This is a genomic window from Fischerella sp. PCC 9605 (assembly GCF_000517105.1).
Lineage (GTDB): Bacteria > Cyanobacteriota > Cyanobacteriia > Cyanobacteriales > Nostocaceae > PCC9605.
The window spans coordinates 376,335-402,425 of sequence record NZ_KI912151.1; the positions used below are offsets into that span (position 1 = coordinate 376,335).

The window sequence follows — 26,091 nt, forward strand, 5'->3', positions numbered from 1 at the left end:
CAGTTATTCCTAAATGCTCTTGAAACTCATAAAAGCTACAAACAGTCGTAAGAGCATGATTAATTGTTTTTTCTGCTCGCTTAGATACCTGCGGATGCATGGATATTACTCCTGGGTCGGGACTTCTCAGCCAGTGAATAAAATCTGACATCTGCTCAAGATTTACTTCTTTCCAGTCAAGCTTTTTGTCCCGTAAAAATTCCCAAAATAGCTTGAGGTTATTAGCGTAAACTCTAATTGTGTTGGGCGACTTCTCTAGACTGTCCAAGTACCGCAGGTATTTTTGGATTGGCTCAACAGGGAGATAGTTATCATCCAGCACAATCCAAATTGGGCGATTTGAATCTGGGATTTGACCTTTCTGAATTAACATATCATCATTATATACGTTGTGTAAAGGATATGTTTGGAATTAATACAGCTTAATAGAAAAGACTCAATAAATAATCGTTGTTGTTGTTGTGTAAGATTATTTATGAGTTATAGATAAGTACTCCGTTCAGTGGTGGGTTATTGACTGAACTTGAATTGATGCTCTTACTTGTAGCTTATTGAGAGTTCTCACCCGTTCGCTGTCATGGGAATGGAGGCGAATTTTCACTTTCACGATCCTGACATCTGCTTTGGCAGAGGGATCGTCATTAACAATTTCTGGCCGATCAATTTGCAATCCAATGCGATCGACAACTCCTTTAATTTCTCCAGTGAATCCGCCATACTCGCTAACTATTGTTGCTTCCTGACCTACCTTCACGTATTGAATATCGCTTTCGTAAACTTCTGAGACAACATACATCTGCTGTGTTTGTCCAATGTCAACAATACCACCACTACCCACAACTTCACCGACTTTAGCGTTAATACTCAAGATTTGCCCTGCCACGGGTGCTTTTACATAGGTAGATTCCAGGTCAACTTCTGCTTTTCGCAATTGAGACAAAGACTCATTCAACTCTGCTTTGGCTACTAAGATATCCGTTGGCTTAACATGATTAAGACTTTCCAGAGTTGCTTGAGACGCTTTCACACGTTCCTTACCCGTACTAACTTGTTCGCTCAAGTTTGCTTTTGCTTCCTCCAATCTTTGTTTCTCAATCTCTACTTGCAAACGTCTAGTTTCAGTGTCGGCTATGGAAACAGCTCCTTCTTGCAACAGAGTCTTGTATCGTTCATAGTCATTTTTGGCTTTGTGTAGTTCCACTTCCTGACGGGCAATCACAGATGTTTGTACCTTTACGCCCTCAACTAATTGAGCTTCCATTTCTGCAACTTTCTTGCGTTGAGCTTCAATTTGACCAAACTCCTCACCAGCCTGCACCTGAGCTAAACGCGATCGCGCTACACTCACTTTAGCTTTGGCATTTTCTACAATCGCTTTATACTGATTCAAGTTGTCCATAATCGCAATGATTTGACCTGCTCTAACTTGATCGCCTTCGTTCACAAGCAGTTCAGCTAAACGCTGGTTAGAGACTGGAGCAGACAGATGAATAATATCTCCTTGAGGTTCTAAGCGTCCCAAAGCTGTTACACGACTTATAGTCTGCTCATTACTTGAGGTTTCTTGTAGGGTGTTCTGGTTGGTGCTTAAGTACCTACGTGAATTAACAGCAACAATAATACTAATAGCAACAACAATAGATAAAATTGAACCGATCAATTTCATGTTCAGTATCAATTTAGCTTGCCTGGGTTCAATTTTGGTCATTATCTTTACCAATTAAATCTTTGATTACAAAATGTCGGTTTTAGTTAATCAGAAATTTCTGGTTAAAATCCCTAACTTGCTTCATACAACTTTTCACCTAAGTAAATCTAAGATATGACGTGTAACCTTTAGTTATTAGTATTCCCAAAAACGAAAATACCTTATACATGAAAAAAAAGCCGTACATAAGCTTGAGCAACCAGAAGTCATGGCTGATAACCAAAATACCTATTTCACTTTTGCGGGTGTAATCAATGACAGCCTGCCAAATCAAAGCTTGGGTGTTGAGATCTAGCATCGTTGTCATTTCGTTAGCAATTAAGTAACGAGTCTGTCGTCCTAATGACCTAGCAAGCGTCAGAGTTATCGTCACTTCCAAGATGAACCAATTTCGTTAGAACTGTTTAGCCAATTTCTTGACTGTCTGCGACAAATGCAGCTAGATGGCTCTCCTTTACCCAAATATCGCTATCCTTCTGCTGGTAGTCTTTATCCAGTCCAAAGTTATCTTCATATCAAACCCAATCGCATCGCAGGACTGGCAGCTAGTTTTTACTATTACGTTGGGTCTTTCAATGTTTTATGCCCATTCATCTGGTAACGATCGCGCCCCGTTAAACAGATTGCTAATCTTACTGATGAACGGCGTTGGATTCTCCAGTTTCTCGGCGCTCCTTGCAGAAAATATTATCTGTTAACCTGATAGACCTGCGGAATTTAGGATCCAACTGTCTCAACCAACCAGTACCAATACAACCATAGATCGAGTTAGCGATCGCCTAACTCAACAGCGAGCAATATGACATTGCGCCCATGATATTAAATTACTTTTTTCCTTTTTAGAATAAACAGTCCTGCTCTTAAAAAGGGGGCTATAAGCCGTACTTAACTTGTCAAATCATGGTCTTTAGGTTTTTTATCTCCGACTTGATGAAAGCGAGAACAACAATAATCAATAGGAGGATGAATCAACCAATACACCTATAAAAATAGGTATTCTTGTTATTTGACTATAGGCTGATGTAGAAAAAACATATAGTGAGTTTCCTAGGAGAAAGGGGCGACACAAATATCAGAAAAATCCAGAAAATCCGAATTTGTGCCAACCCCTATTCCATTCACGAGGAACACTAATGTTTTATCACACTAAGAAGCTACAGTATTTTAAACCGCCCGAAAAACCAGACCCGGTCTACGCGAAGAAAATTCAAGAACTCATCGGTGGCACCTTTGGTGAAATGACCGTGATGATGCAGTACCTGTTTCAAGGTTGGAACTGTCGAGGCCCTGCGAAATATCGAGATATGCTTCTCGACATCGGTACTGAGGAAATCGGCCACATTGAGATGCTTGCCACAATGATTGCTCACCTGCTGGATAAGGCACCCATCAAAATGCAAGAAGATGGTGCAAAAGATCCAGTGGTGGGCGCAGCTATGGGTGGTACTAACCCACGCGATGTGATTACGGATATCATGGGGGCAGCTATGAACCCCCAACATGCTATTGTGTCTGGGTTGGGTGCTATGCCAGCTGATAGTGTTGGTTTCCCCTGGAATGGTCGCTTTATTGTCGCTAGTGGTAACTTATTAGCTGATTTCCGCTCCAATCTTCATGCTGAATCTCAAGGACGCTTGCAAGCGGTACGGTTGTATGAAATGAGCAACGACCCAGGAGTTAAAGATACCCTGAGTTTCATGATTGCCCGTGATACCATGCATCAAAACCAATGGTTAGCAGCCATTCAGGATCTGGAACAATCTGGACTCGAAACAACACCTGTTCCCAGTTCCTTCCCGTTGGAGTTGGAGAAACGCGAGTTTGCCTACCAGTTCTGGAATCACTCTGAAGGTACCGAAAGTTCCGAAGGTCGCTGGGCAAAAGGTTCTTCTCCAGATGGCAAAGGGGAATTTCAGTATGTTGAAAATCCTCAGCCGTTGGGTCCAGAACCCCATCCACCCCAACCCGATCCCCGACTGCACGGCACTTCTGTAGCTAGAGAGGGGCTAAACAGTCCTAGACAAGCTTCTTCAGATGGCACAATTATTATTGGTTAATATTGACGCTCTCAAGTTTGTTTGGCTGTTACTCCAAACGATAACATCCTACTATCTGGCACGTACCATGAAGGGCGTGTCATTTTTCTATGAACTACTCCGGGTTGCTTCGCTGAACCCGGAGTTTCTCACGCCTCAACGCCCCTAGTTGCCGCATACTTCCGCATGGGGTAGAGCTAGGCGACTCCGCGTGTATAGAGGACAGTTCCTGCCCCCTTGCCCAAGCGATATTGACTTGAGCGGCATTAACGTCTCTATCTTCGGTGTGGTTGCAGCTAGGATTAGAACAAAAGTGAACTCTGTCAGCTAATGTTTTAGGCGTTAATTCCCAACATTTACTACAGCGTTGAGTTGGCTTGAGTGTTTGAGTCGGAGACTCTACATAGAAGCCACCTGCCTCAGCTAATTTATACTCAAGCATTTGTCCAATCATGCCGAAGCCAACATCTAAGATGGAACGGTTAATCCCTGCTTTTTGGGCTTTGGGCTTCCCTTTCTTAGCTTTGGCTGTCATCCCCTTAACGTTTAACTTCTCACCCGCAACTAGGCTATTACCGCTAACTATGTTGCTGGTAGTTTTGTGCAACCAATCTTCTGTTTGTCTTGCTACTTTCCTCTGAAGCTTTGAAGCTTTTTGCCGTTCACGTTTCCAGCGCCGTGAGCCTTTTACCTTTTTGTTTCGTAATGGTGAACGCTTACGTCGCAATTTTTTAGATGCTACCTTAACTTTCTGTTGTCCTTCTTTGATGAAGTCAGGTTTAGCTATCTTCTCGCCAGTAGAAAGAGTGACAGCATCTTTACAGCCTAAGTCGATACCAACAGACTCGGCTCCCGTCTCGCGACTAGGGCTGCATTGAACAGTGATGGAAGCAAACCATGCGCCATTGCGGAACATGATGGTGCAAGTTGTTGGAAGCCCCCAATTTCTTGCCTTTCCTCGCATTTGAATCTTACCCAGGTTGGTAATATTCAGATGCCCGTTTTTCCCATCTGTCTCAGATTTCCAACCTGCCTTGCATGGGTAAGTCCATCCCCCATAGCGACAGGACGCTTTAAATTTTGGGTATCCTCCTAAGCCTTTAAAAAATCTCGAAAATGCAAAGTCTACCCGCTTTAAAGTAGCTTGCAGAGCATGAGAACCCAACGGCTTATACTCTGTCCATACTTCCTTGAATTCGGGTAGACAGTTTTGTTGTTCTAGGTAATTAACAGAGTGACCAAACTTTTGATATTGGGTCTTTCTGTTATACACAGCAGCGTTATACAAAGCACAGTGAAGCTTCCGCCAGTAGTGAAGTGTCTTCTCTTGCTGACGATTTGGATAGAGCTTGAATGTGATACGCCGTGTTGTTACCATGAGGAGATTATATCAATCAGTCGAACGGATGACAACCATTTATCGTAAAGGAGCACACTGCGTTTTCTCTATCCAGTTGCACACCTACTTTGTCACGGCTTACCGTCGAGAATGCCTGACACAAAAAATGGCTGAACGCTTCNAAGAGGTTGCAGCCAATGTGTTGGTAAAGAACAAGTGTATTTTGCTGGAATGCAAGGGTGAGAGTAATCACATCCACTTGCTGTTAGACATCCACCCAAGCAACAACATCTCAACGTTATTGGGGTCAATCAAATCTGCAACAAGCCGTATTCTTCGCAAAGAATTTGAATCTGAGTTAAGACCTCACTTTAAAAATTNGAGCAAGGGACTGTGGGGCGACCAACTTTATATTCGCTCCGCTGGAGGCGCACCTCTTAAGATTCTTGAGGAATACATCCAATCCCACAGTCGAGGGTGATACCCCTAAGAGCTGAAGCTGAGGGAGGGGATTGCCGCGAAGTGTTCAAAACACAAGCGCAGGAGTTTAAAATTCATCAAATAAGTAGAAAGGCATAAATAAACTAAAAACGGGGCGGGCTAGAAGAAGCCCACCCCACAAGAACTTTAATAATATTGTGGGGTGAGCATCCTGCCCGCCCGTATAAAATACAAGATATTTCACGTTTAATTATCTTGATCTAAATTAAAAAGACAGATCCCCGACTTCTTACCAGAAGTCGTGGTTATTACAGGGTGGATTTTACATTTAATTTGGTTGATCTACTTACAATCTTTAATTGTTGATGCTGACATTCACCCAGAGAAAACCACCAAATGCTAATGCAGCAATAACATTAACTTTGGCTCTCACAGCAGAAGAACGCACCCGCAGTCGTTATCGTTTTGAAACGGAAGATGGGCAAGTTGTGTTTTTGCGTTTACCCAGAGGTACGGTGCTGCGGGATGGGGATATTCTCGAAGATGAAACGACTGGTAATGTAGTCAGAATTATTGCTAAACCAGAACCAGTTTTAACTGTAACTGCCCAAACACATCTAGATTTACTTAGGGCGGCATATCATTTGGGAAATCGTCATGTACCAATAGAAATTACAGCTACTTATTTACGATTATCTCCCGATCCTGTTTTACGCACAATGCTGGAACAATTGGGGCTAGAAGTTAAAGAGGAAATTTTACCTTTTCAGCCAGAAACAGGTGCCTATGGACACAATCATGCTCACTGATAGCAATCTTTTGTGTCTTTTGCAACTGGCTAGCCCGGCTTTACCTGTGGGAGGATATAGCTATTCTGAAGGTTTAGAAACTTTGGTTGAGGATGAGGCGATCGCTCATCCAGAAAACCTCAAGCATTGGCTAGAAATGGAACTGCGCTATGGGGCTATTCGCTTAGAAGCAGCTGTGATGGTACGCGCATATCGATCGGTTCTGGCGGGGGATTTCCAGACTTTATCTGCTTGGAATAGTTGGTTGTCGGCGGCTAGGGAAACAGAAGAACTACGCGCTTCTAGCTTGGGGATGGGGCGATCGCTAGCAAAACTGCTGGTAGAGTTAAAACCACAAATCGCGCCCATTGTCAATGCTGTTGGTAATTCTTGCAATTATGCGATCGCTTTTGGTATTGCTGCTGCCTATTGGCAAATAAATATCCAAGCGGCTGTGCTGGGGTATCTGCATAGTTGGGCAAGCAATTTGATTACTGCTGGAGTCAAACTTATTCCCCTTGGCCAAACTTCAGGACAGCGGTTGTTGTTAGAAATACAACCTTTACTGAGTGCTACGTCAGTCCAAATTCTCAGTTTGGAGGATGATGATCTGAGTTGTTGCAGTTGGGGTTTGTCGTTGGCAAGTATGAGACACGAAACGTTGTATACTAGATTATTTAGGAGTTAATTTTTAATCATTTGCGGTCAACAGCCGCTATGAGAATTTTATTAGTTGAAGATGATGAAGTTATTGCTGAATCGCTTGCCAAATCACTGACAAACAATCACTATACCGTTGATGTTGCTAAAGATGGTCAAGAAGGTTGGGATTTGGCAGAGTTATTTTCCTATAGCTTGATTCTGCTGGATATAATGCTGCCCAAGCTTGACGGGATTAGCCTCTGTCGGCGTTTGCGAACGAGTGGCAATCAAACGCCAATTCTGTTGTTAACTGCCCAAGACACCAGCACGAATAAGGTCATGGGTTTAGATGCTGGTGCGGATGATTATCTTGCCAAGCCTTTTGATTTTCAGGAGTTGTTGGCGCGCATCCGTGCTTTATTACGTCGGGGTGGATCAGCTTTGCCACCTCTGTTGGAGTGGAAAAACCTGCGACTTGACCCCAGCACTTGCGAAGTCACCTGCGATGGAAAACTCCTGCATTTGACTCCCAAAGAATACGGTTTACTCGAACTTTTTCTCCGCAACACTCACCGGATCTTTAGCTGTAGTGCGTTAATAGACCATCTGTGGTCATTTGAAGAACCACCCACAGAAGATACAGTTAGATCCCACATGAAAGGGTTACGGCAGAAACTGAAAGCGGCGAGAATTGCAGACGATCCAATTGAGACAGTTTATGGTATAGGATATCGACTCAAGCCAACCCAAAAAGGAGAGGGAGAGAAGAAGAAGGGGAGAGGGGGAGAGGGGGAGAGGGGGAGGCGCACAGAGGAAAAATCCCAATCCAAAATCCAAAATCCAAAATCCAAAATCCAAAATCAGGTTGCGAGTGGAGTCAATAAAGTCTGGGAGGAGGTAGTACAGAAACTCGAAGAACGAGTTGCTGCAATTAAGCAAGCCTCTACTATGCTGCTAGAAAGTAAGTTAAGTGAGGAAATACGGTCAAAAGCAAAGCAAGAGGCTCACAAATTAGTTGGTTCTCTAGGGATGTTTGGCTCGGATGAAGGTTCTCATCTGGCTCAAGAAATAGAATCTCTATTGGAAAATGGTACTAAGTTGGAGCCAACAGCAAAACAGGATCTCTCGCAATTAGTTGTGGCATTAGACCAAGAACTGCAACTGTTGAACTCTAAGTATAAGCCGGGACTGCTGTCAGTTAATCAACTGGCGAATGAAAATCCGTTGCTGTTGATTGTTAACCAGGATCGGGAATTAGTTGAGGCGTTGGTGAGAGAGACGAATAGCTGGGGAATGAGAACGCAAATTGCCCCAGATGCGATCGCCGCTAAGGAGTTGATTGCTGACAATGACCCTGATGTCGTGCTACTTGACCTTTGTGCTAGTGACAGCACGGAAAATGCTCTAGCTTTGCTAGCAGAACTCAGCGCTCGTACTCCCCCAGTACCAGTTATAGTTCTTACAGAACAAGACAATTTGCTCGATCGGGTAAAAGTCGCTCGTTTGGGTGGACGGGCAGTTTTACAGAAGCCTGTTTCCCCAATCGCAGTACTGGAAACCGTGAATCAAATCTTACAACGCACCCGCTCAACTGAGGCAAAGGTGATGGTTGTAGATGACGACCCAGAGATATTGAACGCTCTCCAGACTTTACTCCCGCCTTGGGGGCTGAAGGTTTACACGCTAGAGAATCCCCTCCGATTCTTGGAGGCAATAGCAGTTGCTCAACCGGAACTGCTGATTTTAGATGTGGAAATGCCGGTGATAAGCGGTATAGAATTATGCCAAGTTGCTCGCAACGAGCCGCAGTGGAGCGGACTGCCCATCTTGTTTCTCACTGCTCACAGCGATACTGCGACCAGACAACAGATCTTTGCAGCAGGTGCTGATGACTACATCAGCAAGCCAATTGTCGAACCAGAACTAATTACTCGGATCTTTAATCGCCTAGAGCGATCGCGCTGGTTGCGGAATCTGGCAGAAATCGATCCCCTCACCTTCGTTGCCAATCGCCGCAAGTCCACCCAAGAACTCAATCGGTGTCTTGAGTGGAGCGATCGCCACCATCAACCCTTCTGCTTCGCCATTGCCGATCTGGACAACCTGAAGCAAATTAACCACCAGTACGGTCATACTGTTGGCGATCGCGTGTTATCCCAACTGGGGGAACTGTTGCGGCAGAATTTCCACAGCCAAGATGTAGTCGGTCGCTGGGGAGGTACGGAATTTGTGGTGGGGATGGCGGGAATGAGCAAAAGTGATGGGGTGCGGCGGGTTTTGGAAGTTCTCAAGAGATTGTGTCAGATTGAGTTTACGGCTACCAACGACCCGAAGTTTCACGCTACCTTCAGTGCGGCAGTTGTCGAGTATCCTCAAGATGGAGCCAATCTCCAGGCACTCTACCAGGCTGCTGATGCAGTCCTTGGCCAGGCAAAGGCAGCGGGAAGAAACCGGGTGCTGAGTAATTAAACATGAACTACATACACCAAAATTGGGGATTGGGGATTGGTGAAAATTATGAATGATGAATGCTGAATCCTAAAAAATTTCATAATTCATAATTCATAATTCATAATTCATTCGGAGCCTATATGTTTGAATTATTACACGCCTTTTTAACCTCAAGCCCCTTTATCCCCCACGGGCATTGTTATCTCTGGAATCCAGGGTTGGTGTGGTTGCATCTGTTGTCAGATTCCTTAATTGCCCTGTCATATTACTCAATTCCCGTGACATTGCTCTATTTCGTCCACAAGCGCAAAGATGTTCCCTTCAAAAGCATCTTTCTTTTGTTTGGAGCCTTTATCATTGCTTGTGGCACGACTCATCTGATGGCAGTTTGGACACTTTGGTATCCAACCTATTGGCTATCCGGGTCAATAAAAGCCATTACAGCGATAGTTTCAGTGTACACAGCGCTCGTACTGGTAGAGTTAGTGCCTACAGCACTGCAAATACCCAGTACAGCGCAGTTAGAAGCAGCTAATCAAAAACTGCAACAGGAAATCACCGCTCGCCAACAAGCAGAGGCAGCATTACGCAAAGCACATGATGAGTTAGAAATCCGAGTTCAAGAACGAACAGCAGAGCTATTAACAGCTAATACAGCATTGCAGGCGGAAATTGCCGATCGCCAGCGAGCAGAGGCAGCATTGCGGGATACTACAACACTGCAACGGGCGATTTTGGATAGTGCCAACTACACGATTATTTCCACTACAGAAGACGGCATCATCCTCACATTTAATGCAGCTGCGGAACGATGCTTAGGATATTCTGCCCAAGAGGTGGTTGGGAAAACAACTCCGGTGCTTATCCACGACTCGGATGAAGTTGTGAAAGCGGCGCAAGAATTATCCCAGGAACTGGGTGTGACGATTAAGCCTGGGTTTGAGGCGTTTGTTGCTAGAGCACGACGTGGGCAAGTAGACGAGCGCGAATGGTCTTACATTCGCAAAGATGGTTCCCACTTCCCCGTACTACTATCAGTCACGGCTTTGCGTGACGCAGAAAATAATATCACGGGGTTTCTTGGCATTGGCAGCGACATTACCGATCGCAAACGAGCAGAAGAAGCACTGCGACAGAGTGAAGCCACCCTCCGCAGTTTCTTTGATAGCGCACCGATGATGATGGGAGTGGTTGAAGTGGTGGATGATGACATCCTGCATATTTCTGATAACGTTGCCACTGGGAAGCTTTTTAGACGAACGCCAGAAGCAATGCAGAATCAACTAGCAAGCGAAATGGGTTTGCCCCAAAAGTATATAAGCCTGTGGATTGAGCATTACCACCAAGCCGAACACACCCACTCTCCGGTTCGCTTTGAATATGCTCACGAGACTTCTACGGGGAACAGATGGCTTTCAGCCACGGTTGCGGCAATTAGCAGCGATAGCAGTAGTAGCCGTCCGCGATTTTCCTACATAGTTGAGGACATCAGCGATCGCAAGCAGTCAGAACAAGAACTGCGTTGGAAAGAGGCTTTGTTGCGCTCAATGGCTAATGCTTCACCATTGGCGTTTTATGTTGTAGACAACCGCACCGACGCCATACTCTACTTCAACCACCGCTTCTGCGAAATTTGGGGTCTTGAACATCTGGAAGAACGAATGCAGCGTGGCGAACTCAAAAATAACGATATTATTCCTGATTGTCTGTCTGTTGTGGCAGATGTGCCAGCGTTTGCTGAATCGTGCAAACCCCTACAAAGCGAGGAAAATCGTGGAATTATTGAAGATGAAATTCCCTTTGTCGATGGGCGAATCGTCCGGCGTTTTTCCTCCCAAATCCGCGACGAGGACGATAGATACTTTGGGCGTCTTTATCTTTTCGAGGATATTACAGCACGCAAGCGAGCAGAAGAAGAACTTCGCCACCTTAGCAAGGCGCTGGAAAGTGCAGTAGAGGGGATTTCACAGTTAGATAGACAGGGACGTTATCTCAAGGTGAACCCAGCATATGCCAGCATGGTTGGTTATCAAAGCGAAGAATTGATTGGTATGGAATGGCAGCTGACAGTTCATCCAGAGGACAAGGAGAAGTTGAGCTCTGCCTACCAACAAATGCTCAGCAACGGCAAGGCGGAAGTGGAAGCTAGGGCTGTGCGGAAAGACGGTTCGGTTTTTGATAAACAAGTGGTGATGGTCAAAGCCTACGACCAGGAACAATTCATCGGGCATTATTGCTTCATGAAGGATATTAGCGATCGCCGGGAAGTTGAACGCCTTAAGGATGAATTTATTTCAGTAGTCAGCCACGAATTGCGAACACCTCTGACTTCCATTTCTGGTGCCTTGGATTTGCTGGCAAGTGGAATCTTGCAAAACGAGCCTGAAGATGCTCAACGGATGTTAAATATTGCTGCCAATAACACGGATCGGCTGGTGCGTCTGATCAATGACATCCTCGATATCGAACGCATCGAGTCGGGGAAGGTACAAATGACTAAGCAAACCTGTGATGCAGCCGACTTGATGATCCAGTCAGCAGAGGTTGTGGAGGAAATAGCAGAACAAGCAGAGGTGACATTATCAGTTTCTCCCGTATCAACTCGCCTCTGGGCTGACCCCGATCGCATTATCCAGGTACTCACCAACTTACTCAGCAATGCCATTAAATTTTCGCCGATCGGTTCTACGGTTTGGTTGAGCGCAGAAATTCAGGAGAGGGAGAGAGGGAGAGGGGGAGAGGGGGAGAGGGAGGGAAAGAGCAATTTTTCACTTACTTACCCCACTCCTCCACTCCCCCACTCCTCCACTCCCCCACTCCTCCACTCCCCCACCGTATTATTCACAGTTCGCGATCAAGGACGCGGCATCCCAGCTGACAAGCTAGAATCTATCTTTGAGCGTTTTGGACAAGTTGATGCCTCCGACTCCCGTCAGAAAGGGGGAACGGGTTTGGGTCTAGCTATTTGTCGCAGCATCTTGCAGCATCATGGCGGGCAAATCTGGGCTGAAAGCACATTGGGAGAAGGCAGTACTTTCTTTTTTACTTTGCCAATCCTCTCAGAAGAGGAGGGGGAGAGAGGGAGAGAGGGAGAGGGGGGAAATGAACAATTCAAAATTCAAAATTCAAAATTCAAAATTACTCCCCCACTCTCCCACTCCTCCACTCCCCCACTCCCTCCCCTAATACTAGAGTGTGATGACGATCCCTCTGTTCGGGTTGTGGTGCAAGCCACGCTAGAAAGGCAGGGCTACCGAGTTCTAACAGTGGCATCGGGACAAGAGGCAGTAGAACAAGCAACGGCAAACCAGCCTGATGCAATTATTCTCAATTTGAGGATGCCCGGTATGGATGGTTGGGAAACTCTGGCAATTCTCAAACAGCAGCCACAGACTCAAAACATCCCAGTGATTATCCTTAGTGGTTTGTTACCCGATACCATTCAAAGTCTTCCGGAGGGTGTGAGTGACTGGATTATCAAGCCTCCAGACTTCAAGCTATTGTGCCAAGCTTTGGAAAAAGCTACTGCTAAACAAAATCAAACTATCAAAGTACTGATTATAGAAGACGACCAAGATTTGGCACAGGTACTGATTGCTATGTTCAATAGCCACGGCATTGTCACCTTTTATGCCCAAACTGGACGGAAAGCTATACAAGTAAGCCAGAATGTCATTCCTGATTTGTTGGTACTGGATTTAGGACTGCCAGAATGTGATGGTTTTGCCGTCGTGGATTGGCTGCGGCAGCATAACCGCCTGTGCCAAGTGCCGTTAGTTGTGTACACGGCGCGCGACCTAGATGAGAGCGATCGCGAACGATTAAGATTGGGGCAAACCCTATTTCTCACCAAAGGACGCATTACCCCGCAGGAATTTGAACAGCGGGTAATTAACTTACTCAACCGGATGATTCACGGTAAGAGTGAAGAGAGTTAGGAGTTTTTATTCAAAACTCAACACAAAATACTAGTCTACAGGTAGACCAGATATGACCACGAGACACATTCTCATCATTGATGATGAATATGACATTCGTGCGGTGGCTGAACTCTCCTTAAAAGCAGTAGGTGCTTGGCAAGTCTCGACTGCTGCTTCAGGTAGTGAGGGAGTGGCTAAGGCGGCCGCCGAACAGCCAGATGTTATCCTCTTGGATGTGATGATGCCCGATATGGACGGAATCGCTACCTTTAAAGCGTTACAAGCGAATCCAGACACCAAGTCAATCCCCGTAATTTTACTGACAGCAAAGACGCAAGCTGCCGAACAGCGGCGATTTGCCGAACTGGGAGTGCGAGCAATTATTACCAAACCTTTCAAAGCCATGAAATTGCCTGCTCAAATTGCGGCGGCTCTAGACTGGTAGAGTTGAAAAAATTTTTCTAACTTTTTTCCATCTCCACAATATCTGCATTTTTCAGTTTTAAAGTTAAAGACAACTGAGAGACCACCAACTTGATAGCACTTACTCTAGGGTAGAGTATAAACTCACCTCTACCCTAATCCCTCTTCTCTGAAGAAAGGGGAAACGTAATTAAATAAAAGATAAAACTTTTGTTCGTAAAGTAACACAAGTTGCCGTTGCCGTAAAAGATATTCTGCCCGAGGAATAGTAATTATGTCTAACATGAATTATTTAGAAATATTCTATTTTCACCTCGAAAGAACCATCTATGTTTTGAAGATTCAAGATAAAAAGCTAGTAGAGTATTGGGTGGAACAGCTAGAAATTACTCTAGATACTCAATATGCAGAATCTCTTTTAACGGCAGCAATATTTGAATTATCTGCTACAGATACTGATACTTTCCACTGGACTTTAGAAAACTTCTCTAATTTGGAACCTTACACGAACTTGCTAGAATCAGTGACTAGATTTGCTATTAAAAAACTCATCAAAAAAGGATTTTTGATGGGTCAGGATTTCAGCACTACTTCACAAGGAAAAATTTTGCTCAATGAATGTGCGAGAGCCGTTTTAATGGCAGATGCTTCCAAATCAGATAGTCTCCTACTTGAAAAAGTCTTGCTAATTCCCCAACAAATTCATTCACTAACAATATGATGTCCATTACTACCTTAACTTTAATCTCTGTTGTAAATGTTCTATTACGACCAATCCGTCAATGGCTTGAATCCCTAAAAATAGAAGATTACGAATTCGCACGATTGGTCTGCACAATTATTCCTGCCAGTTGTCCTTTTGAACGAGAAATTAAATTCCTTAATCGTACTATTCTCTATATTCCACCTCTTTGTAAATTAAATCCTCTCTACGAACAATTAGTTGAACTGCGTTTCAAAGCTTTAACTTATTTAGCAGATGAGTGTGGTGAAGATGTAACACTTTATTGCTAATAAGTTAAGTTGGCATAAATCAAGTTAACTCGTGAGGATCGTTATTTGTCATTTGTCATTTGTCATTGGTAAGGATTTTAGGTATTTTTACAACTCTTTCGGTTAACTAATTATCGATTTTGACGGCGAAATTCAGAAGGAGTTAAACGCATGGGTTTTTCTGGGTTCCAAATGCCCAGTTCCATAAGTCTAGCCCACTGTTGGGCGCGTTCTAAGCGTTGGTCATATTTGTGGTTGGGCGATCGCCCCACAAACAGCGCCTGACCTTCTTTGACTAACTGTTCATTCAACAACACTTTATCTTTCCACACGTAAGCCAGAATTCGCCCAAATTTATCTTTTCCTTCCACATCAAACTCCAACATGACTGGTTGTTCCTCAATCAGCGCTTGCAAGCGTTCTTTTGCTGCACTTCCCCAAGGACGCTGCTGTAAATCTGGTGCGTCAATCCCCAGCAAGCGCACCTGAGAAATCAAATTGGATTGATCGCCCATCCCAAAGACTTCTAGGGTTTGCCCACTCACTACCTGTGCTACTTTGACCTGCACCTGCGGGTTTGCTGGGGACTTTGTTTGGGTTTGACAACCAACCAACAGCAGTAATAGGCAGGATAATAAAATTGCGATTTTAGTCATTAGTCATTAGTCATTTGTTAGTAGTTAGTAATTAGTTGTATTTTCCACTAACCACTAACCACTAACTACTAACCACTAACAACTTTACTCTTCATCTAACGGCAAACCTGCCCGCACTTTTCCCTTGCCAAAATAGCGTCCAAACTGAAGTTCATAGACTTCATCCTCGTCTTGTGTCTCCACTTCTAAGTCAGAACGGGCGTAACTTACGCACAACAGCGCGTAACCTTGCTGACGCAACTCCAGCGATAGTCCCACTGCTTCTGGTTGGTAAATTTCTCCTTTGAGAACCCTGACTGCACAAGTGGTGCAAGCACCATTGCGGCAAGAAAATGGCAGTTCTTTCCCTTGTTTCTCACAACTATGCAGGATGTAGCGGTCATCAGGAACTTCCAAGGTGTGTTTTATACCTTTAGCGCGATCGTGAACTGTAATGGTGTATGTCCGAGACATGTTTATTTTGGATTTGGAATTTTTTGATAGAATCTAATTGCAGTTTCTTGAATTGTATTGTACAATTGCAGATCGTGACGCCTGGAGAGATGGCCGAGTGGTTGAAGGCGCAGCACTGGAAATGCTGTTTGGGGGCAACTTCAACGAGGGTTCGAATCCCTCTCTCTCCGTTCTTGCTTATATCATAAGCATTTCAACCATTGTTTTTAACTTTGTCAGTAGTAAGTAGTGGTTGAATTGGTTGAATCATCTAACCTCTTATAAATAAAAAGTCATCAGGTATCTACCTGATGACTAATCGCAGTCTATTACAGCAATCTAATTGCATCCAGAAGTTAGCTTTTTAGCTAACCACAGGGTAAATAATCTTTCCTGGTAGTATTGGTCAACTGTATCTTTCATTTTCTCGCCGCGTACCGTAGCGCGTATGAGTGCAAGCTGGCTATCAGTTGGACTACCCAGTAAATCAGAAGCTTGTGATACTAGATCGTAAAGTCGATGTGCTTGTGGGAACTTTAATCCATTACCATCACGCAATTGCTCAACAGCAGCACGTGGGAAAGTGGTTAATGCTTTCATCCAACTATCTTTACTTCCTATATCTCCAATTGGCATGACACCATAAAACGAAGCTATCCGCTTAAGTTCAGCTAGAGTCTTATTTTCTAAATCCTCTCGTGTCATCATATAGTTGTCTCATCATTGAATGGGACTTGGTGGGTATCCAGATTGTGAGTCAGAGTACCCACCAATAAAAATAATCTATTCTTTTGTATATCAAAGAATCAAACTAAATTTATATTTATACACAATGCCTAATCCAAAAGGGAATCCGCAAAATCTTAAGCCAATTCAATCTGATAGAGATAAACCATTAAGTGAATACATACATTTGCGTGTTACCAAAGAAATGAAAGATGAAGTACAGCAAAAAGATAACCCTCCTGAATTCTGCCGTCGTGCGATTCAGGAAGCATTAGATAAAGACAAAAAAGAAAATCCCTAGACATTGTGCAAGTTTAGGGAAGTGATGACAGTAAGATTTAAAATCCGATTTGAGGGCGATCGCAACTAAAGTCAACTGCGTGTGGTGCGATCGCCAATAACGAGGGTTCAGTTTTTGGCTGAGTCCAAAATTTAGTTAGCAATCAACCACCAACCACCGTACGGGCGGGTTTAGCTATCAAACTTTTGAGCTTCAAAAGACGAGATATCTATTCAAACCCGCCCCTACTAACTACTCTTTTTGTTCCATATAACTTAATAACCAATTTGCTGCCGTTGCTCTCCGAGTTTGCCGAGGGCCAAATTCTCCAATTTTGTAACCTTTAAAACCTAGTTTTTCTTTTAGTATTTGTTTGTTCTCTGTAGGAATCGAACGAGTCAGCTTAACTGTTGCAGGGCGACTATCAATAAAATCTGGTGGTTCTGGGTACTCATCTCGCCAATCGGAGGGCACTTGTTGATTGTCCCATTTTGCCGTTGCAGGGTCGTAGCGATAACCTAAGCAGTGCCATACTAATTGATTAACTGTGGCGTCATCAATTTCTTCGTTGAGAATAGCCCAAAGGGTTTCTGTATTGAGTGGTGGCAAATTAGACATAAGCAATTCAAAAGCCATTCAAAATTCAAATATTTCTATTTACATCTATAGGAAGAGTTATCCACCAAAACTATCAAACAAACTACTAGAATAATCATTTTTTTTGAGCTGATTATCAAATCAACAGGGAGAAAAATTATGGGACTAGGTGATTTGTTCGGCAATATAATCGGTGGCAAACAGAGACGACGTGATGAAGACCGGGACTATCGCGATCGCGATGACGAAGATCGAGAATACAGATACCGCGATCGCGATGATGAAGATCGAGAATACAGATACCGCGATCGCGACGACGAAGATCGAGAGTACAGATACCGCGATCGCGATGATGAAGATCGAGAATACAGATACCGCGATCGCGATGATGAAGATCGAGAATACAGATACCGCGATCGCGATGACGAAGATGATGATGATGATGAGGATGACGACCGGGATTAAAATCCAGAGTTTAAATTAAAAGCCGGGTTGTATGTCCATAAAGCAGGTAGACTGGAAATCGTAGAGAATATGCCTGTCAATGCAGAGTCTCACACAGATGTCGCAGTCAATCCGCGCCCACGTATTTATTTCTGGCAGAGTCCAAGGCGTAGGCTATCGCTTTGCCACTGTTGATACAGCTAGTCAGTTAGGATTAAGTGGTTGGGTGCGAAATCTCCCTGATGGTCGCGTTGAAGCAGTGTTTGAAGGTGTGCGGGAGGTTGTAGAAGAGATGATTCGCTGGTGTCATCAAGGTCCACCCGCAGCCATGGTTAAAGAAGTGGTGGTGGAGTTTGAGGAACCGGAAGGGTTGAGAAGATTTGAAGTTAGGCGTGTTGACTAACTCATTTGTTAAATTTTTTGATTTCCTATTTGATCTAACAGCCGAGTAGCTAAAAACTTCAGCTACTCAGCTAAAAAAAGCATAAATTCTAAGCCGCAGACAAACAAAGAGGGGCAGGTTCTAAACCCACCCCTAATTCTTCCGATATATTCCGCTCAACTGCTGCTGCTACTGGTTTTAAGCTATTAACTAAACTAACCATATCTTCTAAAGACAGTGCTTGACGTGCATCAGATACAGATTGTTCTGGTTCTGGGTGACACTCAATAATTAAACCATCTGCACCACAGGCGATTGCAGCCTTAGCCACAGGTGCCACTAACTCCCGCTTACCGACTGCATGGGAAGGATCTACAATCACGGGTAGGTGAGTAATTTGCTTAAGCGCTGCTACTGCTCCTAAATCCAGCACATTGCGGGTATAGTTATCGAAACTGCGGATACCCCGTTCGCACAGCACCACATCGGGATTACCGTTACTTAAAATATATTCGGCTGCCATGATGAATTCTTCGATTGTCGCCGCTAAACCACGTTTGAGGAGTATGGGTTTACCCGCTTGTCCTAAAGCTTTGAGCAAATCGAAGTTTTGCATGTTGCGGCTACCTACTTGAAGCATATCAGCATGGGCGGCGATCGCTTCTATTTGAGAAATTGACATTACCTCAGTTACAACTGGCATATTGTAACGCGATCGTACTCCTGCCAAAATTTTCAGTCCTTCTTCTCCCATTCCCTGAAAGGCGTAGGGAGAAGTGCGGGGTTTGTAGACACCTCCACGCAACGCTTGCACGGGTGCAGTAGATAGCTTCTGCGCGACTGTCTCCATTTGTTCCTTGCTTTCAACCGCGCAAGGCCCGCCGATTATCACTAATTGTATACCACCAAAGGAAACTTGTTCGGAAAGTTTAACAATGGTTTGGTGATGGAGATGAGATTTAGCGGCTAATTTGGCATTGATCATGATTTGTTCTCCTTTAAAATAAAAAACCCAGAACCTTGGTTAAGTTCCGGGTGGTTGATGTTTCATCGACATAACACTATTTACCCGGAACTTATTCTGGGCCAAAAGTAAAAGCCATAAAACCAGCTACTGAAATAGATCATGACGATGAGATTCTCCTTAAAAAACAAAAACCGCAGAGTTCGCTCTGCGGTTCACCGGGCGGTTTCCATTAGGAAACTAGATTCACTCCCGGTGAACCACCCTAAACCAAAAATAGAAATAGGAACTATAGTTGAGCATCTGCGAGGGGTTTTTCTGGAAAAGTTAATTTAGACCTATACTCAAAGACAATAACAGACGGTTTGAACTGCGTCAATACCCTTTTCCGGAGAAAGCAGGAGAAATAGAGATATGGGAAAGTGCAAGTATGAAGTATAAAATGTTCGATTTGCTTGTTATGTACTATTTCGATAATCAAGCAGACTTGCCCACAACCCCTCAAAAAACGATAAACTCAGTACAAATCTGGTGTTCGAGACTGAGTAGCTTACTTGTGTAGATGCGTAGCAGCTTGTCGCCAGACATAGTAGTGAGAGTGAGATAACTGTAGTAAACAACCTTTTGGGTGGTGAATGATTAGCAGATATTAGTTAATGATTAGTGGTTAGTAGTTAGTAGGACTACTAACTACTAACTACTAACTATCTACCACCAAGCACCAACAATTACCAATCGCATTGATTAACTTTCGACAGATTCCAAGTTTTTGTATTATGCATAGCTCCAAATCCAAAATTTTAGCCACATCTTTTGACTATAAAGGAGTTTATCCCTGCCCAGTTTGTCATGTTGGTAAAATTGCTCATATGCCTTTGATGGAGGCAATGGCTTGTGACTTCTGCCATCAGATTTTTACCGTTAATTTAGAACAACAACAACTAGTTATGCCTTCTAGGCAACCTCCTTTAATTTGGCGTTGGAATGGCTTTAATTGGACAGAAGCTCATTTAGAAGGAGTGGAATTTGGTTGGAGTTATGTGTTAGCAGCAGTTGCTTTTATATTCCTCCCTACTGCTTTGATTGGGATAGTAGCTTACATTTTTCCTCCACATTCAGATGCCCCCTTATCTTGGGTGCCATATATATGGACAATATTAACTTTTTTCTCGCATTTAGCAATTATTGTTTGGCTTTTTATTGAAATTTATCAAATTCCAGTTAGGGCATATTTTAGAGCTATGCGACAGCGTTTAATCGGTCGCTGATCTCTGAATTTTGCAAACAACTCAAACTTTTGCATAGCGTTATAATGTCTCGGCGACGACAAGACGTATCTGCACATTGCTACTATTCTGAAGCCTTTTTAAAGCAGTTGCGATCGCTTGCTCGGGATAGAGCAATTGCCCTTCTCAGATAAAAAAGCTGTGCAAAAGGCTCCTCCTGTGGTATCTGGGTAAGCACATACTCTTTGTATTGGGCTAGAAAGTGTTTCTCGAACCTCAGCACCTGCTCACATAAGGTATGTTGCTGTAGTTGGTCTTTGTCTGTCGGTACTAAATAAGTCCAGCGTTTGCGGTAGTGCTCGTCAATAGCTTTAGGAGGAATGTATCAGCGATCGCTCTGAGTGTCTATACTAAGGAAGAGAATCGTAACCGCGCGATCGCAGCTGGGTTCTAGATGCACCGGAAAATCCCGCTTTCAGCACAAATCACCCAACAGCAGAGCAAGAATAATTGACAAAGAATTAAGCTGATAGTTGGATGCATCACTCATAATTAAGTTGATTATCACCAAAATGTCTTATGAGAGAGCTGGAGCGGTATTATTGGGTGTTAGACTTGGAGCCTGGAGCAACACTGGAGGAAGTGAACCAGGCTTATAAAGATTTAGCTTTTATTTGGCATCCCGATCGCATCCCCCACGATAACCAGCGCCTCAAAGAGAAGGCGCAAAAAAAGTTACAAGAAATTAATGAAGCTCGGGAAAAATTGCGCTCTCTCAAAACCAAGCGCCAAATCCCTCATTACTCCCCATCACCTGCACCGAAAAATTCACCACCACCCTCACCGAAAAAACCGCAAACCAGAACCACCTACCAACATCAGCCACCACCACCACCAAAGACTAACCCAGATTTGAGTGGTAAAGACTTCAGTCACGCCAACTTGAGCAATAAAGATTTATCTGGCAGAAACATGAGTTACGCCAACCTGACTGGCGCTAATCTCAGCGATACCTTTATGCACAAAGTTATTCTTAGAGGTGCGAATTTGTCTGAAGCCAATATGTTTAGAGCCAACCTGCTGTTAGCGGACTTGAGAGAAGCTAACCTGCGTAATGCCAACTTGATTGGAGCCGATTTGAGTGGCGCTGATTTGCGGGGTGCTGACTTAACAGGCGCGCGTGTTCGTTCTGGCGATCGCCTACTCGTGAAACTGATTGGTGCTAATCTCAGCGGTGCAATTATGCCTGATGGCACAGTTCATGCCTAGGGGATAATGGTTAATGGCTAATCGCAATTAACAATTAACAACAATTTCATGAATGTAGCAATAATTGGTTGTGGTTATGTGGGTTCAGTAGTTGCCCAATCTTGGCAACAAAATCAAGCTTTTATTGTCACTGCAACTACAACTACTCCTGAACGAGTGACAGCTCTGCAAACAATAGCCCAACGAGTTGTAGTATTACAAGGAAATGACCTTGAAGGGCTAAAAACAATCTTAAAAAATCAAGATGTGGTGCTTTTGAGTGTTGGCGCAAAAGGTGTCAATACCTATGAAGAAACTTATTTACAGACTGCTCGTAATTTAGTTTCGGTTTTAAAGCAAACGCCCAGTGTTCAACAACTGATATATACAAGTAGCAATTCTGTATACGGTGAACAAAATGGCGCATTGGTAGATGAAGAAACACCAGTTGCACCAACAACTCCTAGTGGCAAAATTCTCAATGAGACTGAGCAAGAATTACTTTCCGCAACCAGTGAAATCCTCCGCGTGTGTATCTTGCGTTTGGGGGGAATTTATGGGCCTAATCGAGAATTAGTGAAAATATATAGCCGGATTGCTGGTACAACTCGTCCAGGTAATGGTAAAGAACCAGCCAATTGGATTCATCTTGATGATATTACTGCTGCTATAGAGTTTGCCCGTCACCATCGCTTGCAAGGCATTTATAACCTTGTCGATGATGACAACCTTACAAATGGAGAAGTGAGCGATCGCGTGTGTGAAATGCACAATCTACCCAAAGTTACATGGGATTCTTCCCTTAGCAGCAAGCGTGCATACAATGCCAAGATATCAAATAAAAAGATAAAAGATGCAGGCTATAAGCTCATTTATCCCCAGATGATTTTTAGCTGATAAATAAAGCAATACGTTCCCATGATTACTCAAGAAAAAATAGTATCACCCACACAATTTTACACTTGGCAAAATTATCGTTGCGCTTACGAAGTGTATCAACCAATAAATTCCGCACCTGTAGGTATTCCTCTACTATTAATTCATCCGATTGGCGTTGGGTTATCACGGCAATTTTGGCAGCGGTTTTGTCGTGAATGGTATCACCAAGAACATCGCAATCCAATTTATAATCCTGATTTACTTGGTTGCGGCGAGAGCGATCAGCCTCATGTTGCTTATACTCCAAGTGATTGGGCGCAACAGTTACAATACTTTTTAAAAGAAGTAGTACAAAAACCTGTAGTTGTGGTAGTTCAAGGCGCTTTATTTGCAGTTGCCATTGAATTATTTCAAAAGGAACCAAGTTTGATAGCTGGATTGATACTAGCAGCCCCTCCAGCTTGGCCTTTAATTAAAAAACAATTACCACAACGGCAACAAAAACTGATTTGGAATCTTTTAGATTCGCCTTTGGGAAATATTTTTTATCGCTATGCCCGCAGAGAAAAATTTTTGCGTGATTTCTCGACTAAGCAACTTTTTGAATCAAGTAATAATGTTGATGCTGAATGGTTAAATACTTTGCGTGCGGGGGCAGAAAATACCGATAGTCGCTATGCAGTTTTCTCTTTTTTAGCTGGGTTTTGGTTGAACGATTATAGTAGCGCGGTTGTTTCCATAAACAAACCGACACTAGTTGTTGTGGGTGAAAACACATCAAGTATTGCCAAAGAAGGTAAAAAAATCACGCCGGATGAATGGTTAGCTGACTACCTGAAAGCTTTGCCTCAAGGGCGTGGGATAAAAGTTCCCGGTCGGAATGTTTTACCATACGAATCTACGGCTAAATTTGTAACAGCAATATCGCCGTTTATAGATGAATTTTCTTAAGTTTTTAAATTTGTGCTTTTTTTGCGTGAAAGAGTGGTGTTTTGAAACGCAGAGGCTCGCAAAGGAAAACGCAAAGGGGCGCAGAGTTTTGTATAGGAATTTCGCGCTAACTTATGCAATGTTGTACTAATGATAATTCTCATCATCTGTAGTTGAAGATAATTTAGTTATGTGCTACTAGACGATGCAGTTTTTTCTCCTACTTCTGTTGTTTCAGTTTCTGAATCTAAGAAAAATTTCTTAGCTATCCAGTAAGTCAAGATGTGAGAAAGTAATCCTAACGGCCCAGCAAATAAACACAGTGCTAGGGAATGTATTGTCCAAATTCCTGTTTTTTGACCTTGCAAGTAAATGTAGCGTCCCACAAATAAATCCATGACTAAAAAATGAATCCAACCTGTAGCAGCAGCTTTTTCATCAGCAAAAAATCGGGCAATGTCTGCTAGTTGGGGATTTGATAATGCTTGGGCGTTTTCTGGTGTGATGCTGCTGATGAATAAATATAAATATGCTCCTGCCAACGGTACAAAGGGAATATATGATGCCATTACCCGTTGTGTAACTTTCCATTTGGGTAAGAAAATCATTAATACCCAAAATGGTAAAACGAAAAGATTGGCAATATTAAACAGTTGAGTAATTGTCATAGCTGTCACAAATAGTAGATAAGTAAGAAGAATATCCTAAATATGAGGTAGTGAAAAATTACTGTCCACCTCTGGAACGAATAATCTGTCCTGTAATCCACTGGGCTTGTGATGAGGCAAGAAATAACACTATACGTGTAGTGTCTTCCGGTGTACCAACACGACCGAAGGGTGCTTTTAACTCAAGTTCTGAAATTAGTTCATCACTCATCCAACCTGTATTTGTCGGGCCTGGATCTACAGCATTTACAGTTATTGCTTTATTGGCGAGATTAGCGCTGAGGCTTAAGGTGAGTGCCTCTATTCCTCCTTTAGTAATCGCATATGCTAAATTTTCGGGCATTGGTGCTAGATTTTGACCAGAAGTCAGATTAATGATTCGTCCTCCAGGTCGTCCATCATGGCGCTTGGCAAACTCAGCACAAAGCAGCGTAGTGGCTCTCACATTGACGGCATAATGAGCATCAAGTAAATCTGCTGATAATGAGTAGATATTTGCCTGTTGGTCATGGGTGGCGTTGTTAACCAGAATATCCACAAAACCGAAAGATTGCTCGACTCGGTTAAATATTTGCTTGGGTATATCAGGTTCAGCCAGGTTTGCCTCAAAGCCTTCTGCCTTGACACCTACCAATTTCAGTGATTCGATTATTTCTTCTGCCTCGGTTGCTTGACTACGCCAGGGCATCAGCTCATCATACGGTCTATAGTAAGTCGTGAAAACACTCGCCCCTGCTTTCGCCAATGAATGGGCGATCGCACTACCAATCCCTATGTGTCTGCTGACTCCGGTTACAAGAGCAACTTTACCTGACAAACCATAATCTATCATGTGTACCATTTGCCTAGAGCGATCCTACTAGCATAGGCTTGCTTGCAATTGCACCTCAATTTCCTGTGGATTCAACTTACGACCAATAAAAACTAAACGAGTTTGCTTTGGTTCATCTAATTGCCAAGGGCGATCGTAAAATTGTTCAAAACGGCTTCCCACTCCTTGCATGACTAAACGCATAGGTTTGTTAGGCACTGCAACAAAGCCTTTAATTCTGTAAATTTCTTGCTGTTGGGTGAGTGTTTGCAATTGTTTTTGCAATGTTTGCGGGTCAAAGTCTCGGTTTAAAATCAGGTGAGTTGCGGTTATCTCTTCGTCGTGATCGTGGTCTTCTTCACTGTCGTGATGACTGGGACGGCTATCTAAATTTTCTTCAACTGCAGCTTGGAATCCTAATAATATAGATGGGTCAAGTTTACCTTCACTACTCTCTACTATCTTCACCACTCTAGGTAACTCTTGTTTAACTAAATCCTCTACTTTCGCTTTTGTTCCTTTATCGATTAAATCAGTTTTATTCAAAATCACTAAATCTGCACAAGCAAGTTGGTCTTCAAACAATTCTTGCAGTGGTGTTTCGTGTTCTAAACTATCATCTGCTTGCCTTTGTGCTTCCACTGCTTCCGGATTGCTGGCAAATGTTCCAGCTGCTACTGCTGCACAATCTACCACAGTAATTACAGCATCCACTGTTGCACCAGAACGAATTTCTGGCCAGCGAAAAGCTTTCACCAGTGGTTTCGGTAAGGCTAAACCAGAGGTTTCGATCAAAATGCAATCAATACTATCTCGCCGCTTGAGTAATTGTTGCATTGTCGGCAAAAATTCTTCTTGCACTGTGCAGCACAAGCAGCCGTTGGTTAATTCAAATATATTATTCTCACTATCGCTATCTTCTGGGCAAATTTGACAGGATTTCAACAGTTCGCCATCTATACCAAGTTCACCAAATTCATTGACTAAAACGGCAATCCGTCGTCCTTGGTTGTTTTGTAGCAAGTGGCGAATCAGAGTGGTTTTACCACTTCCTAAAAATCCGGTAATTACGGTGACAGGTATTTTTGCGGTCATGCTGAGAAATGT

The 26,091-nt window shown here is 43.4% G+C and carries 29 protein-coding genes and 1 tRNA gene; 18 read left to right on the plus strand and 12 right to left on the minus strand.

The genetic code is table 11. The annotated features are described in order from the left end of the window. The 3 genes from FIS9605_RS38320 to FIS9605_RS45500 all read right to left on the minus strand — a co-directional run. Nucleotides 1-373, minus strand: a 373-nt coding sequence (locus tag FIS9605_RS38320; protein ID WP_197036151.1) for a site-specific integrase, incomplete at its 3' end; no start/stop codon positions are given. A 126-nt stretch (nucleotides 374-499) separates the two neighbouring features. Then, on the minus strand, nucleotides 500-1,708 hold the full coding sequence (locus FIS9605_RS0126670) for an HlyD family efflux transporter periplasmic adaptor subunit (RefSeq protein ID WP_026735309.1): 1,209 nt from the start codon (nucleotides 1,706-1,708) through the stop codon (nucleotides 500-502). 97 nt (nucleotides 1,709-1,805) lie between these two features. Continuing rightward, entirely contained in the window at nucleotides 1,806-2,081 is a 276-nt protein-coding gene (locus FIS9605_RS45500) for a hypothetical protein (RefSeq protein WP_231510475.1), read from the minus strand. Between the two features lie 27 nt (nucleotides 2,082-2,108). On the opposite strand from FIS9605_RS45500, the gene FIS9605_RS41940 reads away from it, so the two are divergent. Beyond that, nucleotides 2,109-2,309 (plus strand): hypothetical protein, encoded by a 201-nt coding sequence (locus FIS9605_RS41940; protein ID WP_231510504.1) that lies wholly within the window; start codon nucleotides 2,109-2,111, stop codon nucleotides 2,307-2,309. A 532-nt stretch (nucleotides 2,310-2,841) separates the two neighbouring features. Then, entirely contained in the window at nucleotides 2,842-3,765 is a 924-nt protein-coding gene (locus FIS9605_RS0126685; protein WP_026735312.1) for a manganese catalase family protein, read from the plus strand. Nucleotides 3,766-3,859: 94 nt separating this feature from the next. Here FIS9605_RS0126685 and FIS9605_RS0126690 read toward each other — a convergent pair whose 3' ends face one another. After that, nucleotides 3,860-5,122 (minus strand): RNA-guided endonuclease InsQ/TnpB family protein, encoded by a 1,263-nt coding sequence (locus tag FIS9605_RS0126690; RefSeq protein ID WP_035140262.1) that lies wholly within the window; start codon nucleotides 5,120-5,122, stop codon nucleotides 3,860-3,862. A gap of 28 nt (nucleotides 5,123-5,150) precedes the next feature. On the opposite strand from FIS9605_RS0126690, the gene tnpA reads away from it, so the two are divergent. The 8 genes from tnpA (at nucleotide 5,151) to FIS9605_RS0126730 (ending at nucleotide 14,762) form a co-directional block, all read left to right on the plus strand. Then, nucleotides 5,151-5,564 carry an IS200/IS605 family transposase gene (gene tnpA, locus FIS9605_RS0126695; protein WP_026735314.1) on the plus strand — a complete coding sequence of 138 codons (414 nt, stop codon included), beginning with the start codon at nucleotides 5,151-5,153 and terminating at the stop codon, nucleotides 5,562-5,564. 325 nt (nucleotides 5,565-5,889) lie between these two features. Next, nucleotides 5,890-6,333: an urease accessory protein UreE gene (gene ureE, locus FIS9605_RS0126700; RefSeq protein WP_026735315.1), complete on the plus strand. Its 444-nt coding sequence runs from the start codon at nucleotides 5,890-5,892 to the stop codon at nucleotides 6,331-6,333. Then, the gene (locus FIS9605_RS0126705; protein WP_026735316.1) at nucleotides 6,311-7,000 is read left to right on the plus strand and encodes an urease accessory protein UreF; all 690 of its coding nucleotides are present in this window, start codon (nucleotides 6,311-6,313) and stop codon (nucleotides 6,998-7,000) included. The genes ureE and FIS9605_RS0126705 overlap by 23 nt, the downstream gene beginning before the upstream one ends. A 29-nt stretch (nucleotides 7,001-7,029) precedes the next feature. Then, the gene (locus FIS9605_RS0126710; RefSeq protein WP_026735317.1) at nucleotides 7,030-9,423 is read left to right on the plus strand and encodes a response regulator; all 2,394 of its coding nucleotides are present in this window, start codon (nucleotides 7,030-7,032) and stop codon (nucleotides 9,421-9,423) included. A 122-nt stretch (nucleotides 9,424-9,545) separates the two neighbouring features. After that, the gene (locus tag FIS9605_RS0126715) at nucleotides 9,546-13,343 is read left to right on the plus strand and encodes a PAS domain S-box protein (protein ID WP_442854731.1); all 3,798 of its coding nucleotides are present in this window, start codon (nucleotides 9,546-9,548) and stop codon (nucleotides 13,341-13,343) included. Between the two features lie 52 nt (nucleotides 13,344-13,395). Beyond that, nucleotides 13,396-13,770 (plus strand): response regulator, encoded by a 375-nt coding sequence (locus tag FIS9605_RS0126720; RefSeq protein ID WP_026735319.1) that lies wholly within the window; start codon nucleotides 13,396-13,398, stop codon nucleotides 13,768-13,770. A 252-nt stretch (nucleotides 13,771-14,022) separates the two neighbouring features. Next, nucleotides 14,023-14,469 (plus strand): hypothetical protein, encoded by a 447-nt coding sequence (locus FIS9605_RS0126725; protein ID WP_231510476.1) that lies wholly within the window; start codon nucleotides 14,023-14,025, stop codon nucleotides 14,467-14,469. After that, nucleotides 14,466-14,762: a Mo-dependent nitrogenase C-terminal domain-containing protein gene (locus tag FIS9605_RS0126730; RefSeq protein ID WP_026735321.1), complete on the plus strand. Its 297-nt coding sequence runs from the start codon at nucleotides 14,466-14,468 to the stop codon at nucleotides 14,760-14,762. Before FIS9605_RS0126725 ends, FIS9605_RS0126730 begins: the two co-directional genes overlap by 4 nt. 110 nt (nucleotides 14,763-14,872) lie before the next feature. Here the strand turns inward: FIS9605_RS0126730 and FIS9605_RS0126735 are convergent, their stop codons facing one another. Together FIS9605_RS0126735 and FIS9605_RS0126740 are read right to left on the minus strand one after the other, a co-directional pair. Further along, the gene (locus tag FIS9605_RS0126735) at nucleotides 14,873-15,397 is read right to left on the minus strand and encodes a thermonuclease family protein (RefSeq protein WP_026735322.1); all 525 of its coding nucleotides are present in this window, start codon (nucleotides 15,395-15,397) and stop codon (nucleotides 14,873-14,875) included. An 84-nt stretch (nucleotides 15,398-15,481) separates the two neighbouring features. Continuing rightward, entirely contained in the window at nucleotides 15,482-15,850 is a 369-nt protein-coding gene (locus tag FIS9605_RS0126740; protein ID WP_026735323.1) for a 2Fe-2S iron-sulfur cluster-binding protein, read from the minus strand. A gap of 83 nt (nucleotides 15,851-15,933) precedes the next feature. Between FIS9605_RS0126740 and FIS9605_RS0126745 the strand changes: the two genes are divergently transcribed. Further along, nucleotides 15,934-16,020: transfer RNA gene (locus tag FIS9605_RS0126745), tRNA-Ser, on the plus strand. A 148-nt stretch (nucleotides 16,021-16,168) separates the two neighbouring features. Here FIS9605_RS0126745 and FIS9605_RS0126750 read toward each other — a convergent pair. Next, nucleotides 16,169-16,537 carry a hypothetical protein gene (locus FIS9605_RS0126750; protein ID WP_026735324.1) on the minus strand — a complete coding sequence of 123 codons (369 nt, stop codon included), beginning with the start codon at nucleotides 16,535-16,537 and terminating at the stop codon, nucleotides 16,169-16,171. A 124-nt stretch (nucleotides 16,538-16,661) separates the two neighbouring features. Here FIS9605_RS0126750 and FIS9605_RS0126755 point away from each other — a divergent pair, with 124 nt between their 5' ends. After that, nucleotides 16,662-16,856 (plus strand): hypothetical protein, encoded by a 195-nt coding sequence (locus FIS9605_RS0126755; RefSeq protein ID WP_026735325.1) that lies wholly within the window; start codon nucleotides 16,662-16,664, stop codon nucleotides 16,854-16,856. Nucleotides 16,857-17,087: 231 nt separating this feature from the next. On the opposite strand, the gene FIS9605_RS0126760 is transcribed toward FIS9605_RS0126755, so the two are convergent. Beyond that, nucleotides 17,088-17,453: a DUF1823 family protein gene (locus FIS9605_RS0126760; RefSeq protein WP_026735326.1), complete on the minus strand. Its 366-nt coding sequence runs from the start codon at nucleotides 17,451-17,453 to the stop codon at nucleotides 17,088-17,090. A 138-nt stretch (nucleotides 17,454-17,591) separates the two neighbouring features. On the opposite strand from FIS9605_RS0126760, the gene FIS9605_RS0126765 reads away from it, so the two are divergent. Then, nucleotides 17,592-17,897: a hypothetical protein gene (locus FIS9605_RS0126765; RefSeq protein ID WP_026735327.1), complete on the plus strand. Its 306-nt coding sequence runs from the start codon at nucleotides 17,592-17,594 to the stop codon at nucleotides 17,895-17,897. Between the two features lie 97 nt (nucleotides 17,898-17,994). After that, the gene (locus tag FIS9605_RS0126770; RefSeq protein ID WP_035140263.1) at nucleotides 17,995-18,279 is read left to right on the plus strand and encodes an acylphosphatase; all 285 of its coding nucleotides are present in this window, start codon (nucleotides 17,995-17,997) and stop codon (nucleotides 18,277-18,279) included. Nucleotides 18,280-18,367: 88 nt separating this feature from the next. Here FIS9605_RS0126770 and aroF read toward each other — a convergent pair whose 3' ends face one another. Beyond that, nucleotides 18,368-19,243 carry a 3-deoxy-7-phosphoheptulonate synthase gene (aroF, locus tag FIS9605_RS0126775; RefSeq protein WP_026735329.1) on the minus strand — a complete coding sequence of 292 codons (876 nt, stop codon included), beginning with the start codon at nucleotides 19,241-19,243 and terminating at the stop codon, nucleotides 18,368-18,370. Between the two features lie 755 nt (nucleotides 19,244-19,998). Here aroF and FIS9605_RS0126780 point away from each other — a divergent pair. The 4 genes from FIS9605_RS0126780 (at nucleotide 19,999) to FIS9605_RS0126795 (ending at nucleotide 23,526) form a co-directional block, all read left to right on the plus strand. Then, entirely contained in the window at nucleotides 19,999-20,490 is a 492-nt protein-coding gene (locus FIS9605_RS0126780; RefSeq protein WP_026735330.1) for a hypothetical protein, read from the plus strand. Nucleotides 20,491-21,027: 537 nt separating this feature from the next. Next, complete coding sequence (locus FIS9605_RS0126785; protein WP_026735331.1) at nucleotides 21,028-21,717, plus strand: pentapeptide repeat-containing protein; 690 nt, start codon at nucleotides 21,028-21,030, stop codon at nucleotides 21,715-21,717. A 48-nt stretch (nucleotides 21,718-21,765) separates the two neighbouring features. Further along, nucleotides 21,766-22,593 (plus strand): SDR family oxidoreductase, encoded by an 828-nt coding sequence (locus tag FIS9605_RS0126790; protein ID WP_026735332.1) that lies wholly within the window; start codon nucleotides 21,766-21,768, stop codon nucleotides 22,591-22,593. Nucleotides 22,594-22,614: 21 nt separating this feature from the next. Then, nucleotides 22,615-23,526: an alpha/beta fold hydrolase gene (locus FIS9605_RS0126795; RefSeq protein ID WP_026735333.1), complete on the plus strand. Its 912-nt coding sequence runs from the start codon at nucleotides 22,615-22,617 to the stop codon at nucleotides 23,524-23,526. Between the two features lie 167 nt (nucleotides 23,527-23,693). On the opposite strand, the gene FIS9605_RS0126800 is transcribed toward FIS9605_RS0126795, so the two are convergent. Genes FIS9605_RS0126800 through cobW form a run of 3 tightly spaced genes read right to left on the minus strand, consistent with a single transcriptional unit; the run spans nucleotide 23,694 to nucleotide 26,079 of the window. Next, nucleotides 23,694-24,173: an ABA4-like family protein gene (locus FIS9605_RS0126800; RefSeq protein WP_026735334.1), complete on the minus strand. Its 480-nt coding sequence runs from the start codon at nucleotides 24,171-24,173 to the stop codon at nucleotides 23,694-23,696. 58 nt (nucleotides 24,174-24,231) lie between these two features. After that, nucleotides 24,232-25,014: an SDR family oxidoreductase gene (locus FIS9605_RS0126805; RefSeq protein WP_231510477.1), complete on the minus strand. Its 783-nt coding sequence runs from the start codon at nucleotides 25,012-25,014 to the stop codon at nucleotides 24,232-24,234. A gap of 18 nt (nucleotides 25,015-25,032) precedes the next feature. Further along, nucleotides 25,033-26,079, minus strand: coding sequence for a cobalamin biosynthesis protein CobW (gene cobW, locus FIS9605_RS0126810; RefSeq protein ID WP_026735336.1), 1,047 nt, complete (start codon nucleotides 26,077-26,079; stop codon nucleotides 25,033-25,035). Between the last annotated feature and the right edge of the window lie 12 nt (nucleotides 26,080-26,091).